Annotated in this window: 17 protein-coding genes; 7 read left to right on the forward strand and 10 right to left on the reverse strand. The window is 66.8% G+C overall.

From position 1 onward, the window contains the following. Positions 1-7 precede the first annotated feature (7 nt). The 5 genes from FOB72_RS14170 to FOB72_RS14190 form a co-directional block, all read right to left on the reverse strand. Entirely contained in the window at positions 8-415 is a 408-nt protein-coding gene (locus FOB72_RS14170) for a response regulator (RefSeq protein ID WP_150373152.1), read from the reverse strand. 62 nt (positions 416-477) lie between these two features. Further along, positions 478-1,110, reverse strand: a complete 633-nt coding sequence (locus FOB72_RS14175; RefSeq protein ID WP_109582374.1) for a response regulator transcription factor — start codon at positions 1,108-1,110, stop codon at positions 478-480. A gap of 233 nt (positions 1,111-1,343) precedes the next feature. Continuing rightward, on the reverse strand, positions 1,344-1,712 hold the full coding sequence (locus tag FOB72_RS14180; protein ID WP_150373153.1) for a hypothetical protein: 369 nt from the start codon (positions 1,710-1,712) through the stop codon (positions 1,344-1,346). Positions 1,713-1,913: 201 nt separating this feature from the next. Then, positions 1,914-4,763, reverse strand: a complete 2,850-nt coding sequence (metH, locus tag FOB72_RS14185; protein WP_263364724.1) for a methionine synthase — start codon at positions 4,761-4,763, stop codon at positions 1,914-1,916. Beyond that, the gene (locus FOB72_RS14190) at positions 4,711-5,787 is read right to left on the reverse strand and encodes a homocysteine S-methyltransferase family protein (RefSeq protein WP_150373156.1); all 1,077 of its coding nucleotides are present in this window, start codon (positions 5,785-5,787) and stop codon (positions 4,711-4,713) included. Before FOB72_RS14190 ends, metH begins: the two co-directional genes overlap by 53 nt. A gap of 130 nt (positions 5,788-5,917) precedes the next feature. Here FOB72_RS14190 and FOB72_RS14195 point away from each other — a divergent pair, with 130 nt between their 5' ends. Continuing rightward, positions 5,918-6,310 carry a rhodanese-like domain-containing protein gene (locus FOB72_RS14195; RefSeq protein WP_150373158.1) on the forward strand — a complete coding sequence of 131 codons (393 nt, stop codon included), beginning with the start codon at positions 5,918-5,920 and terminating at the stop codon, positions 6,308-6,310. Between the two features lie 48 nt (positions 6,311-6,358). Here the strand turns inward: FOB72_RS14195 and FOB72_RS14200 are convergent, their stop codons facing one another. The 4 genes from FOB72_RS14200 to FOB72_RS14215 form a co-directional block, all read right to left on the reverse strand. After that, positions 6,359-6,616, reverse strand: coding sequence for a DUF3567 domain-containing protein (locus FOB72_RS14200; protein ID WP_150373160.1), 258 nt, complete (start codon positions 6,614-6,616; stop codon positions 6,359-6,361). A 232-nt stretch (positions 6,617-6,848) separates the two neighbouring features. Then, on the reverse strand, positions 6,849-7,739 hold the full coding sequence (locus FOB72_RS14205; protein WP_150373161.1) for an alpha/beta fold hydrolase: 891 nt from the start codon (positions 7,737-7,739) through the stop codon (positions 6,849-6,851). A gap of 94 nt (positions 7,740-7,833) precedes the next feature. Next, the gene (locus FOB72_RS14210; RefSeq protein ID WP_191002259.1) at positions 7,834-8,985 is read right to left on the reverse strand and encodes a DUF3108 domain-containing protein; all 1,152 of its coding nucleotides are present in this window, start codon (positions 8,983-8,985) and stop codon (positions 7,834-7,836) included. Beyond that, positions 8,936-9,772 carry an IclR family transcriptional regulator gene (locus FOB72_RS14215; protein ID WP_150373164.1) on the reverse strand — a complete coding sequence of 279 codons (837 nt, stop codon included), beginning with the start codon at positions 9,770-9,772 and terminating at the stop codon, positions 8,936-8,938. The genes FOB72_RS14210 and FOB72_RS14215 overlap by 50 nt, the downstream gene beginning before the upstream one ends. A gap of 107 nt (positions 9,773-9,879) precedes the next feature. Here FOB72_RS14215 and FOB72_RS14220 point away from each other — a divergent pair, with 107 nt between their 5' ends. From FOB72_RS14220 to rfaE2, 6 genes are all read left to right on the forward strand, one after another. Next, the gene (locus tag FOB72_RS14220) at positions 9,880-10,860 is read left to right on the forward strand and encodes a fumarylacetoacetate hydrolase family protein (RefSeq protein WP_150373166.1); all 981 of its coding nucleotides are present in this window, start codon (positions 9,880-9,882) and stop codon (positions 10,858-10,860) included. 46 nt (positions 10,861-10,906) lie between these two features. Continuing rightward, a complete protein-coding gene (locus tag FOB72_RS14225) occupies positions 10,907-11,731 on the forward strand; it encodes an enoyl-CoA hydratase/isomerase family protein (protein WP_150373167.1) in 825 nt (274 codons plus the stop codon). A gap of 52 nt (positions 11,732-11,783) precedes the next feature. Next, positions 11,784-12,941: a PhaM family polyhydroxyalkanoate granule multifunctional regulatory protein gene (locus FOB72_RS32560; protein WP_223851344.1), complete on the forward strand. Its 1,158-nt coding sequence runs from the start codon at positions 11,784-11,786 to the stop codon at positions 12,939-12,941. Positions 12,942-13,015: 74 nt separating this feature from the next. Then, a complete protein-coding gene (locus FOB72_RS14235) occupies positions 13,016-14,218 on the forward strand; it encodes a patatin-like phospholipase family protein (protein WP_150373918.1) in 1,203 nt (400 codons plus the stop codon). A 168-nt stretch (positions 14,219-14,386) separates the two neighbouring features. Beyond that, positions 14,387-15,226, forward strand: a complete 840-nt coding sequence (locus tag FOB72_RS14240; protein ID WP_150373169.1) for a ferritin-like domain-containing protein — start codon at positions 14,387-14,389, stop codon at positions 15,224-15,226. Continuing rightward, positions 15,223-15,717 (forward strand): D-glycero-beta-D-manno-heptose 1-phosphate adenylyltransferase, encoded by a 495-nt coding sequence (rfaE2, locus tag FOB72_RS14245; protein WP_150373170.1) that lies wholly within the window; start codon positions 15,223-15,225, stop codon positions 15,715-15,717. Before FOB72_RS14240 ends, rfaE2 begins: the two co-directional genes overlap by 4 nt. On the opposite strand, the gene FOB72_RS14250 is transcribed toward rfaE2, so the two are convergent. Continuing rightward, positions 15,718-16,464 carry an SPOR domain-containing protein gene (locus FOB72_RS14250; protein WP_150373172.1) on the reverse strand — a complete coding sequence of 249 codons (747 nt, stop codon included), beginning with the start codon at positions 16,462-16,464 and terminating at the stop codon, positions 15,718-15,720. It abuts the gene before it with no gap. Between the last annotated feature and the right edge of the window lie 44 nt (positions 16,465-16,508).

Here is a 16,508-nt window from a genome sequence, read left to right on the forward strand (position 1 = left end):
TGCCCCGTCACTGGGGCGAGGTCGCGTAGTCCTCGATGACGCGGAACACCTGTTCCAGCTCGAGCGACTTGTCGAAGAAGTAGTCGGCACCGGCCTCGGTGCACTGGCGCCGGTACATCGAGACCTGCGCGTGGTTCGTATAGACGATGCGGATACCGGACAGCCCGGTCTTCTGCATTTCACGCAGCACGTTGATGCCGTTGCCCTGGCGCAATTGCAGGTCGCAGATCACGACGTGATAGCTGCCTTCGCTCACGAGCCGGATGGCCGTGCTTTCGGTGTCGGCCCAGTCCACGCTTTCCACGAACGGGAACGCATTCAGATACTCGAGCAGCATCCCACGCAGCACCGGCGAGTCCTCGATCAGGAGGACTCGCAGCAATCGGTGCGAGGAGGCCGCGGCTTGCTCCGGCATGGCGCTGTGGGATTCGGTAACTGACTGGGCGATGGGGTGAATGCGATAGAGGTTGGCGCGGCTTACTCGACCAGGCCGTTCTTGATGGCGTAATAGGTCAGGTCGGCATTGGTCTTCATGCCCATCTTCTCCAGGATGCGAGAGCGGTAAGTACTGACGGTCTTCACGCTCAGGAACAGTTCATCGGCAATCACGGATACGGACTGCCCGCGCGAGAGCTTGCAGAAAATCTGGAACTCGCGCTCGGAAAGCGTCTGGTGCACCGGCTGCTCGGTCGGCTTGTCGAGGCCGCCGATCAGCAGGTCGGCGACGGTGGCGCTCACATACCGGCGGCCCTGCGCCACGGTGCGGATCGCCTTGACGAGGTCGTCGGGCGCGCTTTCCTTGGTCAGATAGCCCGAAGCGCCGGCACGGATCAGGTTGATCGCGTACTGGTCTTCCGGATAGGTGGACAGGATCAGGACTGGCAGATTGGGCAGACGCTGTCGGATCAGCTTGAGCACGTCGATGCCGTTGCGGTCCGGCATGGAAATATCGAGCACGAGCACGTCGAACTCGCTGTCGCGCAACTGCGCCATCACTTCATCGCCGCTGGCGGCTTCGCCCGTCACCTTGATGTCGGGTTCTTCGGAAATGAACTGGCGCAAACCCGCGCGCACGATCTCATGATCATCGGCGATCAAGACGCGGATCATCGGTGTCTCCACGGTAAAGGGGCAGCCCGGATGCACGAGGCGGAACGGGCCGGTTTCATGCATTGTAGTGCGGCGCCGTGCGCAAAGATGTCGGTGTCAGGCTGACATGACGTGCAGGATTTACAGCGGCTTGCGGGCGTAAGGGGTTGCCGGACAGGGGCCGGGCCGGCCGGTGGCGGACGCAAAAAAGGCGCCCGAAGGCGCCTTTGCTGGAGGGGTGGCGGGTCCGCCGGTTACTGGATCTTGCTGCCGGCGTCCGTGCTGCCGCCCGTCACCGCGCTCGTGCCGAGGCTGGCCTCGGTGCCCTTCTTCGACTTGGCGCCCTTCGCGTCCTTGCTCGCGTGCCTGCCGTGCTTGGCGCCCGCCTTGCTCTCTGCCTTCGTGTCTGCCTTGGTGTCTGCCTTAACGTCAGCGCCGGTATCGGTCGCGCCCTGGGTGGACGCACTGGCACCGCCCCCGACCTGCGCCCCAGCCGATGCGCCCGGCGCCGTCAGGCCGGCGCCGGCCTGCGTGCCGGTGGAGACGCCAGTACCTTGTGCCATGGCCAGCGAAGAGGCGGCGGCAATCGAGAGAGCGGACAGGGAGATCAGCAGCTTTTTCATGGGAGAGACTCCTTTCAGATGCACCGTGGCGAAACATTCGCCGCGGCATTCACGCGATGTCACGTGAACTGAGGCTCAGTCTATGGAGTCCGTCCCGCACCGTCTGTGAGCACTTGTAATGCCCTGTAAGCAGCCGTGAGCGGCAAACCGGTGCTTGCCCCGGTGTACGCGTGGCCGCGCACACCGGGCGCTGACATGCCGTTACAGGTTCGGCGCGAGCGCGCGTTCCATCGTGGCGCGATCTTCGCCGCGGCGCGCGGCCATGTCCTCGAGCTGATCGGTGCCGATCTTGCCCACGCTGAAGTACGTCGCGTCCGGATGCGAGAGGAAGAAGCCGCTCACCGAGGCGGCCGGCGTCATCGCCAGCGATTCGGTGATGCCCATGCCGATATCGGCGGCATCGAGGTACGCGAACATCGGCCCCTTCACCGTATGCTCGGGGCATGCCGGATAGCCCGGCGCCGGACGGATACCGCGATACGCTTCCTCGATCAGCTGCTCGTTGTTCAGCGATTCGGCCGCGTCGTAGCCCCAGAGGTCCGTGCGCACGCGCTGGTGCAGGCATTCGGCGAACGCCTCGGCCAGACGATCGGCCAGCGCCTTGAGCATGATGGCGCTGTAGTCGTCGTGGTCGGCCTCGAACTGCGCCTCCTTCTTCTCCACGCCAAGACCCGCCGTCACCGCGAACAGCCCGATGTAGTCGGCGATGCCGCTCTCCTTCGGCGCGATGAAGTCCGCGAGCGAACGGTTCGGGCGGCGCACGCCATCGACGACGGGACGCTCGCTCTGCTGGCGCAGGTTGTGCCACGTCAGCGCGACCTTCGTGCGCGACTCGTCGGTGTAGATCTCGATATCGTCGTCGTTGACCGTATTGGCCGGCAGCAGCGCGATCACGCCATTGGCGCTGAGCCAGCGGCCCTGGATCAGGCGCGCGAGCATGCTCTTGCCGTCCGAGAACACGCGCCGCGCGGATTCGCCGACGATCTCGTCGTTGAGGATGTCCGGGTATTTGCCGGCAAGGTCCCACGTCTGGAAGAACGGGCCCCAGTCGATGAACCGGGCCAGCTCGGACAGATCGTAGTTGCGGAACACGCGGCGGCCGATGAACTTCGGCTTCGGCGGCACGTACGTGCTCCAGTCGATCTTCGTCTTGTTCTCGCGCGCCTGCGCCAGCGTGACCATCGGCGTCGCCTTGCGGCCCGCGTGCTGCGTGCGGATACGGTCGTAGTCGCTCTTGAGGTCGTCGAGGTACTTCGCCGCGCCCTCGTCGGACAGCAGGCTCGAGGCCACGCTCACCGAACGCGAGGCGTCCGGCACGTACACGACCGGCCCTTCGTAGTTCGGGGCGATCTTCACCGCCGTGTGCACGCGCGATGTCGTGGCGCCGCCGATCAGCAGCGGAATCTTCTTCACGCGGAAATAGTCGTCGCGCTGCATTTCGGAAGCGACGTAGGCCATTTCCTCGAGCGACGGCGTGATCAGGCCCGACAGCCCGACGATGTCCGCGCCCTCGACCTTGGCGCGCGCCAGGATCTCGTTGCACGGGACCATCACGCCCATGTTGACCACCTCGAAGTTGTTGCACTGGAGCACCACCGACACGATGTTCTTGCCGATGTCGTGCACGTCGCCCTTGACCGTGGCGATCACGATCTTGCCGCGCGCGCGCACGTCGCCGCCGGCCTCGGCCAGCAGACGTTTCTCTTCCTCGATGAACGGCAGCAGATGCGCCACGGCCTGCTTCATCACGCGCGCGCTCTTGACCACCTGCGGCAGGAACATCTTGCCCGCGCCGAACAGGTCGCCGACGACGTTCATGCCGTCCATCAGCGGCCCTTCGATGACCTCGATCGGGCGGCCGCCGCGCGCGGCGATCATCACGCGCGCTTCCTCGGTGTCCTCGACGATGAAGTTCGTGATGCCGTGCACGAGCGCGTGCGCGAGGCGATCGCCCACGGACACCGGCGCCTCGGGCGTACCGCGCCACGCGAGGTTTTCTTCCTTCTTGGCGGCGCCGCCCTTGAAGCGGTCCGCGATCTCGAGCAGGCGGTCGGTCGCGTCCTCGCGGCGGTTCAGCACCACGTCTTCCACGCGCTCGCGCAGTTCGGGGTCCAGCTGGTCGTACACGCCGAGCTGGCCCGCGTTGACGATGCCCATGTCCATGCCCGCCGCAATCGCGTGGTACAGGAACACGGTGTGGATCGCCTCGCGCACCATGTCGTTGCCGCGGAACGAGAACGACACGTTCGACACGCCGCCGCTCACCTTCGCGTACGGCAGGTTCTGCTTGATCCAGCGCGTGGCCTCGATGAAGTCCACCGCGTAGTTGTTGTGTTCCTCGATCCCGGTGGCCACCGCGAAGATGTTCGGATCGAAGATGATGTCTTCGGGCGGGAAGCCGATCTCGTTGACGAGCAGATCGTAGCTGCGCTTGCAGATCTCGGTCTTGCGCGCGAACGTGTCGGCCTGGCCCTTCTCGTCGAACGCCATGATCACGGACGCCGCGCCATAGCGGCGGATCAGGTTCGCGTGATGGCGGAACTGCTCCTCGCCTTCCTTGAGCGAGATCGAGTTCACCACGGGCTTGCCCTGCACGCATTGCAGGCCTGCCTCGATCACTTCCCACTTCGACGAGTCGATCATGATCGGCACGCGCGCGATATCGGGCTCCGACGCGATCAGGTTCAGGAACCTGACCATCGCGGCCTTCGAGTCGAGCATCGCCTCGTCCATGTTGATGTCGATGATCTGCGCGCCGTTCTCCACCTGCTGCCGCGCGACGGCCAGCGCCTCGTCGAACTGGCCCGCGAGGATCATGCGCGCGAACGCCTTGGACCCCGTGACGTTGGTCCGCTCGCCGACGTTGACGAACAGGGTGCCGTCGTCGATCGAGAACGGCTCGAGGCCGGACAGGCGCATCGGGCGCGGGGGCAGGTTTTGCTGGCTCATGGCGAATGCTTTTGTTAGGGGCGCTGCGTTGAAGACGTGTCTGGCGGAATCAGGCGGCGTCGCGATAGTGGCCGGGCCACGCGCGCGGGGCCTTGTCGGCAACGCGCTTCGCGATGGCGGCGATATGCTCGGGCGTGGTGCCGCAGCATCCGCCCACCAGGTTCACGAGGCCCGAGGCCGCGAACTCTTCGACCAGCGACGACGTGACCTCCGGCGTTTCGTCGAAGCCCGTGTCGCTCATCGGGTTGGGGAGGCCCGCGTTCGGGTAGCACGAGATGGGCACGTCGCAGACCTTGGCCAGCTCCGCGACATACGGGCGCATCAGCGTGGCGCCCAGCGCGCAGTTCAGGCCGAACGTCACGGGCCGCGCATGGCGCAGGCTGTTCCAGAACGCTTCCACGGTCTGCCCGGACAGGATGCGGCCCGAGGCATCGGTCACGGTGCCCGAGATCATCACGGGTACCCGTTCGCCGGTATCCTCGAACAGCTGGTCGATCGCGAACAGCGCGGCCTTGGCGTTCAGCGTGTCGAAGATCGTCTCGACCAGGAACACGTCGGCGCCGCCTTCGAGCAGCGCCTTGCCCTGCTCGTAGTACGACGCGCGCAGTTCCTCGAAATCGACGTTGCGCGCGCCCGGGTCGTTGACGTCGGGCGAGATGCTCGCGGTCTTCGGCGTGGGGCCGAACGCGCCCGCGACAAAGCGCGGCTTGTCCGGCGTGGAATACTTGTCGCACGCGGCGCGCGCCAGGCGCGCGGCCTCGACGTTCATCTCGTACGCGAGGTCCGCCATCTTGTAGTCTTCCTGCGCCACGCGCGTCGCGCCGAAGGTGTTGGTCTCGATGATGTCGGCACCGGCGGCGAGATACTGCTCGTGGATCTCGCTGATGACCTGCGGGCGCGAGAGCAGCAGCAGCTCGTTATTGCCCTTGACGTCGATATGGTGGTCGACGAAGCGCGTGCCGCGGTAATCGGCCTCCGACAGCTTGTAGCGCTGGATCATGGTACCCATCGCGCCATCGAGAATCAGGATGCGCTCGCGCAGCAGTTGCGGCAGGCGGGCGCCACGCGTATAGGGGCGGGCGTCCGGGCGCGCGTCGGGACGGATGGCTTGGGTGTCGGCACTCATGATGGGAGTTCGGTTCGGTTCGATGCGGCAAGACCGCGATTTTACCAGTTGCGTCAATGGTTTGCGGTTGCGGACCGCGGGGCGCCGGCACTACACTGGGAGCTCTATCCGCCGCCTGTCGCTTTTCCGCATGCAACCGCTGATTCCCAACGACGCCAGACAACTGCTCGACCGCGAGCCCGACGCGCTGTTCATCGACTGCCGCAGCGAGATGGAATACCTGTTTGTCGGCCATCCCAAGGGCGCCCACAACGTACCGTGGAACGACGGCCCCGACTGGGAGGTCAACCCGCATTTCGTGCAGAACGTGAAGAAGCTCGCGGGCCATGTCTCGGCGCGGCCCGTGCTGCTGATCTGCCGCAGCGGCAACCGCTCCACTGCCGCGGCGCGCGCGCTCGAAGGCGCGGGCTTCGTCACGGTCTACTATGTCCAGCACGGGTTCGAGGGCGACCTCGATACCGATCGCCATCGCAATACGGTCAATGGCTGGCGGCACGACGGGCTGCCGTGGGAGCAGTACTGAATGAAAAACGCCCGCTTGCGCGGGCGTTTTTTTTCCGCTCATCAAGCGTCAGTGCATGACCAGCGGGTTGTTCATCACCGTATCGAACTTGCCGAGAAAATCGTCGACCTCTTCCACGGAAGGCTCACTCTCAATCAGACGTTTCACGTCCGCGCGGAAGGTCTCGGCCATCTGGCCGCCGAGGAAAATCTCGCGTTTCAGGTTCTTGTCCACAATCTCGAAGCCGCCCGAGGCTAGGGGCGCATGCTCGACGTCTGCTCCAAACTCGACAATGCAGTAATTGTCGCTGTTGTAGATCATTTGCATCGCACTACCTCCTGGCATTGGTTGGCGGCTATCGCACCGATAGACGGCGCAAGAACCGCGATTTCACCTCCAAGGTGAGGGTAGTCGCCCGTGAATCAAGTGCCTGGCGTCTGGGCGCGCTTCGAACTCTTCCCAACCCCTCTTCTTTTCCCTCTACGTACATTGGGCATCGGCATCGCGCGCAAGTTTCTTGAGCATTGCGCATCAGTGTGTTTCAACACGCTCAACCGCGTTACGGAATATCACACTGGCCTCCGCATGCCGCATGGCCCAGGAACGCGTCGAACGCCTCGTGGAACCGCTGCGGTTGCTCGATGAAAGCGAGGTGGGCGGCGTCCGGCAACACGACGAGCCGCGCGGCCGGTATCGCCTTCGCGATCGACTCGGCCATCGCCACCGGCGACCCTTCGTCATCGGCGCCCACCACCACAAGAGTGGGAACGTGGATACGTGGCAGTGCGTTGACCAGATCGAATGCCATGATGGCCTGCGCCACGCCGACGAAGCCCTGCTCGGGCGTGCCGAGCAGCATCGCGCGAATGCGTTCGACGACTTCCGGATGCGCGTCCCGGAACGGTTTCGTCAGCCATCGCTCGAGCGTGGCCTCGGCCACACCGGCCATGCCATGCGCTTCCACCTGGCCGATGCGGTTGGACCACATCGGATGCGCGGTCATCGGCGTATGGCTGATGGTATCGACGAGGGTCAGCGACAACAGGCGCTCGGCGTACCGCACGGCGAAGGTCTGCCCGACCATGCCGCCGACCGACACGCCGCAAAAGTGCGCCTGATCGATCTCCAGCGCGTCCATCGCGCCCGCGATGTCGTCCGCGAGGCGCGTCATCGTATAGGCCCCGACCGGCGCATCGCTGCCACCGTGGCCGCGCAGATCGACGCGCAGCACGCGATACCGCCCCGACAGGTGCCGGGCGGTGTCGTCCCAGAGCGTCAGGTTCGCGCCCAGCGCGTGTACGAGCACCACCCAGGGTCCCTCGGTGCCATCCACGCGAACCTGCAGCGCGATATCGCCGACGTGCACGCGGCGCGTGCCGGGTTCGGAGGAAGGTGTCCGGGACACTTCCGCGGAGGGTGTGCCGTTGGGGGTGTCGTTGTTCGAGGCCATACCTTCATGGTTGGCGATGACGAACGTTTGAACAATCACCAATGGCGTATTTTTTTGTCGGTGGAACGCTGACGTTGTAAATCGCCCACCGAAATCAGCGTCCGCTGCCCTCGCCCGATACGCCACGATAGACCAGATCGATCTGCGTCCCGTCGGGTTCCGTCTGTCGCAACCGCGCCGGCATCCACCCGAGCGAGGGCGCCAGCCAGATTTCCACCCGGCGCTTGTCGTCGGCGCGCCGCGGCAGGCGCACGAAATGCTTGGCGCGCGTGATGAACTGACCATTGCCCACGTCGATGTCGTCCTCGCCGACGTACTGCACCTGGATGGCTTCGACGTCGCTCGTATCGGCCAGATGGAATGTCTCCGTCACACCCGGGGTGGCGTAACGCGTCGGGTCGCCACGCACCCAGCCGACGATCTGCAGGAATACGCTGAAGCGGTCCTGGATATCGGGCGGCAGCGGGACCTGGTTGCCGCGCGATTCGAATGCGACCACGCCGGCCGCGCGATCGATGCGCGTCGCGCGCACCTTGCCGCGCCAGTTTTCTTCGTACCGGTCCGGCGCAAGTCCGCGCTCGGTCAACGTGCCCGTGCTCTGGAACGCGAAGCGGAACCACAGCACGCGCGTTTCCACGGCCAGCCGGTAATGCGCGCCGTCCTGCTCCCAGCGGATCAGGCCGTCGGGATTCTGCACGCCGTTGACGTAGCTCGCGTAATGCAGCGTCTCCGATGCCGGGGCCGCGTACGCGGGGGCCGGCGGGCCGGGTGTGGGGCCGGGGGTGGGACCGGTTGTGGCCCCGGATGCGGGGCCGGATGCCTCCGATGGCCCGCCGGCGGCGGCCGCGCCCGGCGCGGCGCCATCGGTGCCCGCGCCAGTCGCCGCGGTGGTGTCGCCGGCCGGTGCCGTGGCCACAGGCGGCGCGGCGGGCTGCGGCGCAGGCGCGGGTTCGGGCTGCGCCGCAGGCGGCGCCGGCGTGGGGACGTGTTCGGGCGCGCGCGGCAGCGGTGCCACGGCAGGTCTGGGAACCGAAGGGGGTGGCGGAGGCGGCAGCAGGATGGCCTGCAGCATCGGCATGTCCGGCATGTCCGGAACGCGCGGCAACGGCAGCCGCACGAGGCCGAGCAGCAGCAGCGCATGGACGCCGAGCACGAGGGCGACGACACCGCCCCAGCGCCAGCGGCGCGCGCGTCGTTCAGCAGGTGCGAGAGGGGCCGGCGGTGTCGGCCGGCGGGGTGCCGCCAAGATAGCCAAGTTCCGAAGAGATGCGTTGGGCGATGTCGCGCACGCGGCGGTCGACCGCACCGCCCCATTCTGCATCGAATACGCTTTCCGCGCCGAGCACGATCAGCGCAAGCGCAAGATGTCCCGTCGCGTCGAACACCGGTACCGAGATCGCATTGATGCCCGGCAGCACGCCACCCAGCGTGCGCGCGGCGCCTTGCGCGCGCACCTCCGCGCAGATCGCATCGTAATCGGTCAGGGACATGTGCCCGGCCGACGCGCCGCGCAGCGCGAGTTCGCGCTCGATCATCGGCAGCGTCTGCCGGCGCGACAGGTACGCGCCGTAGAGACGCCCCGTGGCGGAATTGAGCATCGGCATCACGTCGCCGAGCCGCAGGCTCACGGTGACCGGATGGCTCGACGCTTCCCAATGGACGATGGTGGGGCCCTGATTGCCCCAGACCGCGATGCCCGCCGTGTGATCGAGCTCGTCGCGCAACTGCGACAGCAGGGGGCGCGCCTTGCGCAGCGGGTCCAGCCGGTTGAGGCCGGCAAGCCCCAGCTGCAGCGCGAACGGTCCGAGGTCGTAGCGGCCGCTGACCGGGTCCTGCACCACGGTGCCGAGCCGCTGGAAGCTGACGAGGTAGCGATGCGCCTTGGCCGGCGGCATGTCGGCGGCGGCGGCGAGGTCCCGCAGCATCATCGCGCGCGGGGCGGCGGCAAGTACCTGCAGCAGGCGGAATCCGACCTCGATGGACTGGATGCCGGCGCGCGATTTCGATTCGTCGGTGTCCGGTTCTTCGGTCATGGCGCGGCGATGCGTGAGCGGTGAGGGTTGAAGTCGGCGATTCTAACCGGCGGGCGCCGGGCGCTCCGTTACACTACGGCACATCCCGCAATGCCATCGATAATCGCATGAAACTCGCCACCCTCAAGGACGGCTCCCGCGACGGCCAGCTCGTGGTCGTCTCCCGCGACCTCAAGACCGCGCACTTCGCCACGGCCATCGCCAGCACGCTGCAGACCGCGCTCGACGACTGGACGTTCTACTCGCCGCAGCTGCAGGACCTCTACGAAGCGCTGAACGCGGGCCGCGCGCGGCATCCGTTCCCGTTCGCGCCGAAGGACTGCATGGCACCGCTGCCGCGCGCCTATCAATGGGCCGACGGGTCGGCCTACGTGAACCACGTCGAACTCGTGCGCAAGGCGCGCGGTGCCGAGATGCCGGCCGAGTTCTGGACCGACCCGCTGATGTACCAGGGCGGCTCCGACGACTTTATCGGTCCGCAGGACGATATCGTGTGTCCGAACGAAGCGTGGGGCATCGACTTCGAAGCCGAGGTGGCCGTGATCACCGGCGACGTGCGCATGGGCTCGACGCCGGAAGTGGCCGCCGAGGCGATCCGCCTCGTGATGCTGGCCAACGACGTGTCGCTGCGCAACCTGATTCCCGCCGAGCTCGGCAAGGGCTTCGGTTTCTTCCAGAGCAAGCCGGCCACGGCGTTCTCGCCGGTGGCGGTCACGCCCGACGAACTGGGCGACGCCTGGCGCGAGCGCCGCGTGCACCGGCCGATGATCGTGCACTGGAACAGCAGGAAGGTGGGCGCGCCCGAGTGCGGCACGGACATGGTGTTCGACTTCGGCCAGCTCATCGCGCATATCTGCAAGACGCGCAACGTGCGCGCGGGTTCGATCGTGGGATCGGGCACGATCTCGAACGTCGATCGCAGCAAGGGCTATGCGTGCATCGCCGAGCAGCGCATGATCGAGACGATCGAAGGCGGCAAGCCCGTGACCGAGTTCATGAAGTTTGGCGACGCGGTGCGCATCGAGATGTTCGACGCGCAGGGCCACTCGATCTTTGGCGCAATCGATCAGGCGGTGTCGCAACGCTAGGCACGACACTGTCCATCGCAGAGGGATAACGATACCGGAGACAACGATGGACGCAGCACAACAGGCGCTTTCCCCACGCTTCGAACGCTACCGCGCGCTCACGCTGCGCCGGCACGGACCGATCCTCGAGATCGTGATGGGGGCCGGGCAGTCGGCCAACGGCAAGCTCGCCACGGCCGACGCGACCATGCATCGCGAACTCGCCGAGATCTGGCGCGATGTGTCGGCGGACCCCGATATCCGCGTGGCGCTGATCCGCGGCGAAGGCAAGGGGTTCTCCGCGGGCGGCGACCTCGCCCTCGTCGAGGAGATGGTCAACGACTTCGGCACGCGCACGCGTGTGTGGCAGGAAGCGCGCGACCTCGTCTACAACCTCATCAATTGCGACAAGCCCGTGGTGTCGGCCATGCACGGCCCCGCCGTGGGTGCCGGGCTCGTGGCCGGGCTGCTCGCCGATATCTCCATTGCCGCGCGCGGCGCGCGCATCGTCGATGGCCACACGCGGCTCGGCGTGGCGGCCGGCGACCATGCGGCGATCGTCTGGCCCCTGCTGTGCGGAATGGCCAAGGCCAAGTACTATCTGATGCTGTGCGAGTCGGTCACGGGCGAGGAAGCCGAGCGGATCGGCCTGGTATCGCTGGTGGTGGACGAGGATGCGCTGGTGGCCAAGGCCTTCGAGGTGGCCGAACGCCTCGCGGCGGGCTCGCAGACCGCGATTCGCTGGACCAAGTACGCGCTCAACAACTGGCTGCGCATGGCGGGTCCCGCGTTCGATACCTCGCTGGCGCTCGAGTTCATGGGGTTCTCCGGGCCCGACGTCCACGAGGGTGTGGCGAGCCTGCGGCAGAAGCGTCCACCCGAATTCAGGTAACCCCGACCGTCTTTCATCCCGTCATCAACCTGCCTTGAGGGAGTGCGTGACCATGTTTGGACAGATTCCCGATTTCACGAACGGCTTCGAGTTCCTGCGCAACCTATGGGGCGCGGGCAGCGGCATGCCCAACGGCCTGATGCCGGGCCTGCAGGCGATGACGCCGCCGATGGACCTCGACGAGGTCGACAAGCGCATCCACGACCTCAAGGCCGTCGAGAGCTGGCTGCAGCTCAACGTCAATCTGCTGCGCACCACGATCCAGGGCCTGGAGGTCCAGCGCGCGACGCTGGTCGCGCTGCAGACCTTCGGCAAGGCGCTCTCGCCCGATGCGATGCAGAGCGCGATGGAGAACGTGGCGCGCGCGGCCAACGCGCCGAGCGCGACGCCCCATCATCATCCGTTCACGATGCCCACGCGCGCGCCGGAGCCCGAGAGCGTCGATGATGAGGAAGAGGAAGAGGACGACGACATCGAGTACCCGCCCGACCTCAACGCTGCCGATGCGGAAGACGGGGAGGATGGGGCGGGCGACGACGAAAACACCGAGGCCCTGCCCGACGATGGGCCCGTCGAGGGTGCGACCGATAGCGCAACCGATAGCGCGACCGAAGGTGCGACCGATAGCGCAACGGACAGCGGCACCGAACTGCCGCCGAACGCGGCGCTCTGGTGGAATCTGCTGCAGCAGCAGTTCAACCAGATCGCGAGCAGCGCGGCCGCGGCGAGCATGGTGCCGTTCGGCAATCTCGGCGGCATGAACGCCGCCGCGCCGGCGACGGGTACGGGTACAGCGGCGGCGGGGCCTGGCGCGTGGCCCTCCGCGCAGGCCGCGACGCCGGCGAAGAAGACTGCGGCGAAGCAGCCGACGACAAGGACGGCGTCCGCAAGAAAGCCGGCCACAAAGCAAGCGGCCGCAAAGAAGGCCGCGGCAAAGAAGGCTGCTGCAAAGAAGGTGACTGCAAAGAAGGCGACTGCAAAGAAGCCTGCCGCGAAGGCCAACACGAAGGCCGACATGAAGGCCGACACGAAGGCGACCCCGAACGCGACCCCGAAGAAGCCCACGACTCAAGCCACGGCCACAAGCAGGACCGCGAACAAGGCCGCGGTAAAGCCACCCACGACAAGGCAAGCGACCACAAGGCAGGCCGCTGCCAGACAGGCGCCCGCCAACGCCCCGGAGCCGCCCGACACGGACGATAACGCGTGACCGCTCCGGCAAGCCTTCCCGTCCCGCCCCCGGCGGCATCCGCCACCACGCGGCGCCAGCAGACCGCGCTGATCATGATGGGCGGCGGCGCCCGCGCCGCGTACCAGGCCGGCGTGCTCGCCGGCATCGCGCGCATCGCCGAACGCCATGGCCTGTCCCACGGGCCGTTGCCGTTCGGCATCATCGCGGGCACGTCGGCCGGCGCGGTCAATGGCGCGGGGCTCGCGATCGGTGCCGCCGACTTCCAGGCGGCCACCAACAGCCTGGCCGCGCTCTGGCACAGCATCCACGCCGACGACGTCTACCGGACCGACGTGCTGCGCGTGGGCGCGTCCGGCGCGCGCTGGCTCTCGTCGCTTGCATTCGGCTGGGCCACGCGCCAGGCGCCGCGCGCCCTGCTCGACAACACGCCGCTGGGCGGCATGCTGAGCGAGCTGTTCGATGGCGACCGCGTGCAGGCCAGCCTCGATGCCGGCGTGCTCAACGCGTTCGCGGTCACGGCGCTCTCGTACTCGACCGGGCGCCATGTCACGTTCTACCAGTCGCACCGGCGCATCCACCCCTGGCATCGGAGCCAGCGCGTGGCCGTGGAAGCGCGTATCGGCGTGGACCATCTGCTCGCGTCGTCGTCCATCCCATTTCTGTTCCCGTCGATTCCGCTCGAGATCGAAGGCCATCACGAATGGTTCGGCGACGGCACGATGCGGCAGATGTCGCCGCTGTCGCCGGCCATCCATCTGGGCGCGTCGCGCATCCTCGCCATCGGCGCGGCCTCGCGGCAGCGCGCGGGCTGGTTCGACACGGTGCCCGCGGGCGGCTATCCGTCGCTGGCGCAGGTGGGCGGCCAGGCGCTGGCGAGCATCTTCCTCGATGGCCTGCAGGCGGACCTCGAGCGGCTGCTGCATATCAACCGGCTGCTCGCGCGCATGCCCGAGGTGGCGGGCGACGCGGAGGGCTGGCGCCCCGTGGAGGTCATGACGATCTCGCCGAGCGAACCCATCGAGAACATCGCGGCCCGGCATATCGAACGCCTGCCGCGCACCGTGCGCGCGCTGATCGCGCCGCTGGGCGGCACCGAGGCGCGCGGGGCGGCATTCGCGAGCTATCTGCTGTTCGAACCGGCCTTCACGCAGGCGCTGCTCGCGCTCGGCGAGCGCGATGCGGACGCCCAGGCCGACGAGATCGCGGCGTTCCTCTACGGCGTGGTGCCGGCGGACAAACAGGCGTTTGGGCAGCAGCCGCCGGCCCGACAGCCCGAGGCATCACAGCCGGCATAGCACTTTCGCCACTTTGCACATTGCCTTTGGCATTTCTGTCAAGTCAAACAGGCGAACGCTGGAAATCGCAGTTGCAATCCATAGCTTTACAGCTAAAAAGGAATTAGAGAAAAGATTCGAGAATGATTCCCATCTGGTAGAATCCGCCCGTAATTTCAAAGGCTTACCATGCTCTACCCCGAACTGTTCAAATCGCTGGAATCGGTCCGCTGGCACATGGACAAGGACATCCCATGGGATGACTTCGACGCCAATCTGCTGACCGACGACCAGGCCAAGACCATTCGCATGAACGCCATCACGGAATGGTCGGCACTGCCGGCTACCGAGATGTTCCTGCGTGACAACCGGCACGATTCGGACTTTTCGGCATTCATGAGCATCTGGTTCTTCGAGGAACAGAAGCATTCGCTCGTGCTCATGGAGTACCTGCGCCGCTTCCGCCCGGACCTCGTGCCGACCGAGGAAGAACTCCACGCCGTGCGCTTCGAGTTCGACCCGGCGCCGCCGCTGGAAACGCTGATGCTGCATTTCTGCGGCGAGATCCGCCTGAACCACTGGTACCGCCGGGCCGCCGAATGGCACTCGGAGCCCGTGATCAAGCACATCTACCGCACGCTGTCGCAGGACGAGGCCCGCCATGGCGGCGCCTACCTGCGCTACATGAAGAAGTACCTCGCGCAGTTCGGCGACTCCGCGCGCGCGGCATTCGCGAAGATCGGTGTGCTGATGGCGTCGGCGCGCCGTACCGAAAAGCCGCTGCACCCGACGAACCTGCACGTGAACAAGGCGTTGTTCCCGAACGACACCGTGCAGTCCCGCCTGCCGGACCCGGACTGGCTCGAGCACTGGCTCGACGAACAGATCCGCTTCGACGAAGGCTGGGAAAAGAAGGTCATCGAACGCATCCTGCACAACATGTCGCTGCTGTTCGAACGCACGTTCGACTCGGTGCAGGACCTGAACCGGTACCGCAAGGAACTGAACGCCAGCCTGCAGGGCGCATGACCGCTCCCGCCTTCGAATCCAAGGTCGTCCCCGTGGACGATGTGGCCGCGCTGCAAGCCGCGGTTGCCACGCTGCCGCGGCCGCTCGTCTTCACGAACGGCGTGTTCGACATCCTCCATCGCGGCCACGCGACCTACCTCGCGCAGGCGCGCGGGATGGGCGCCAGCCTCGTGGTGGGGGTGAACAGCGATGCGTCGGTGAAGATGCTCGGCAAGGGCGACGACCGGCCGCTCAATCAGCAGGACGATCGCATGGCGCTGATCGCGGCGCTGGGCTCGGTCGATCTCGTCGCGATGTTTCGCGAGCAGACGCCGGTCGAACTGATCCGGCTCGTGCGCCCCGACATCTACGTCAAGGGCGGCGACTACGATATCGATACGCTCGAAGAAACACGGCTCGTGCGCAGCTGGGGCGGACAGGCGTACGCGATCGACTTCCTCCACGACCGCTCCACCACCAAGCTGCTGACCAAGGTCCGGCAGCAGCGCTGATCAGCTCGCCAGCGCGCAGGCCTGCAGGTCTTCCGCGCCGAGGCGCTGCCTGACTTCCTCGAGCCGCGCGCGCAGCGTGTCATCCACGCGGCGCACACGCAGCCACTGGCGCGACACCGCGCGCGGCGCATCGCTGATCAACGCGGTGCGCACCCCCTGACCCCGCAGCATCTCCAGATACCGCTCGGCCCGTTCGCGCTCGTGGAAGAGCCCGAGCGAGACCGTGAACGACTGCTGCGTGTCCGGCGCGCCAGTGCTGACCACCGCCACATCGGTCACGTTGCGGCGGCGCAGTTCGGCGAGCTTGCGGTCCGCGTTCTCGCGCGTGGGTTGCGCGGGCAGGTGGACCCACCAGCGGACCTGCTGCTCGCGCTCGAACGCCTCCACGGCCACCTCGCCGCCCAGCGCTTCCGTCGCGCGGCGCGCACCCGCGGCGGTGAAGCCGCCCATCTCCAGACAGACGCCCGTTGCGGCCGCGACGAGGCGCGTCGCGGCAACTCCGGCAACACCGAGGCTGCCACGCGTCGTGCCGGCGCCGTTACTCCCCGACTTTGCGGCGGGCTCGCTGGCCGGCACCACCTCCATCCGCTCCCTGCGCACCTGCTGGTCCAGGCGCTGGGGCTCGCGCGGGCTCTCCATCCAGCCGGCCAGCGGTTCGGGGCCGAACGCGCCCGACGCGGCGGCGAGCAGCATCGCGTTGAGGACCAGCAGGATCAGCAGCGAGACGGTCAGGCCCTTGTTCGGCATCGAGGCGGCGAATAATGGTAGAGACGGTGATGGAGACGAAGGCG

The sequence above is a fragment of the Cupriavidus pauculus genome (assembly GCF_008693385.1).
GTDB lineage: Bacteria > Pseudomonadota > Gammaproteobacteria > Burkholderiales > Burkholderiaceae > Cupriavidus > Cupriavidus pauculus_D.

Bases quoted from the DNA above. Each gene is read 5' to 3' on its own strand.
- FOB72_RS14235 (WP_150373918.1), top strand. From the start codon at position 13,016: ATGATGGGCGGCGGCGCCCGCGCCGCGTACCAGGCCGGCGTGCTCGCC.
- FOB72_RS14170 (WP_150373152.1), bottom strand. From the start codon at position 415: ATGCCGGAGCAAGCCGCGGCCTCCTCGCACCGATTGCTGCGAGTCCTC.
- FOB72_RS14220 (WP_150373166.1), top strand. From the start codon at position 9,880: ATGAAACTCGCCACCCTCAAGGACGGCTCCCGCGACGGCCAGCTCGTG.
- FOB72_RS14205 (WP_150373161.1), bottom strand. From the start codon at position 7,739: ATGGCCTCGAACAACGACACCCCCAACGGCACACCCTCCGCGGAAGTG.
- FOB72_RS32560 (WP_223851344.1), top strand. From the start codon at position 11,784: ATGTTTGGACAGATTCCCGATTTCACGAACGGCTTCGAGTTCCTGCGC.
- FOB72_RS14240 (WP_150373169.1), top strand. From the start codon at position 14,387: ATGCTCTACCCCGAACTGTTCAAATCGCTGGAATCGGTCCGCTGGCAC.
- FOB72_RS14180 (WP_150373153.1), bottom strand. From the start codon at position 1,712: ATGAAAAAGCTGCTGATCTCCCTGTCCGCTCTCTCGATTGCCGCCGCC.
- FOB72_RS14195 (WP_150373158.1), top strand. From the start codon at position 5,918: ATGCAACCGCTGATTCCCAACGACGCCAGACAACTGCTCGACCGCGAG.
- rfaE2 (WP_150373170.1), top strand. From the start codon at position 15,223: ATGACCGCTCCCGCCTTCGAATCCAAGGTCGTCCCCGTGGACGATGTG.
- FOB72_RS14215 (WP_150373164.1), bottom strand. From the start codon at position 9,772: ATGACCGAAGAACCGGACACCGACGAATCGAAATCGCGCGCCGGCATC.
- FOB72_RS14175 (WP_109582374.1), bottom strand. From the start codon at position 1,110: ATGATCCGCGTCTTGATCGCCGATGATCATGAGATCGTGCGCGCGGGT.
- FOB72_RS14190 (WP_150373156.1), bottom strand. From the start codon at position 5,787: ATGAGTGCCGACACCCAAGCCATCCGTCCCGACGCGCGCCCGGACGCC.
- FOB72_RS14200 (WP_150373160.1), bottom strand. From the start codon at position 6,616: ATGCAAATGATCTACAACAGCGACAATTACTGCATTGTCGAGTTTGGA.
- FOB72_RS14250 (WP_150373172.1), bottom strand. From the start codon at position 16,464: ATGCCGAACAAGGGCCTGACCGTCTCGCTGCTGATCCTGCTGGTCCTC.
- FOB72_RS14225 (WP_150373167.1), top strand. From the start codon at position 10,907: ATGGACGCAGCACAACAGGCGCTTTCCCCACGCTTCGAACGCTACCGC.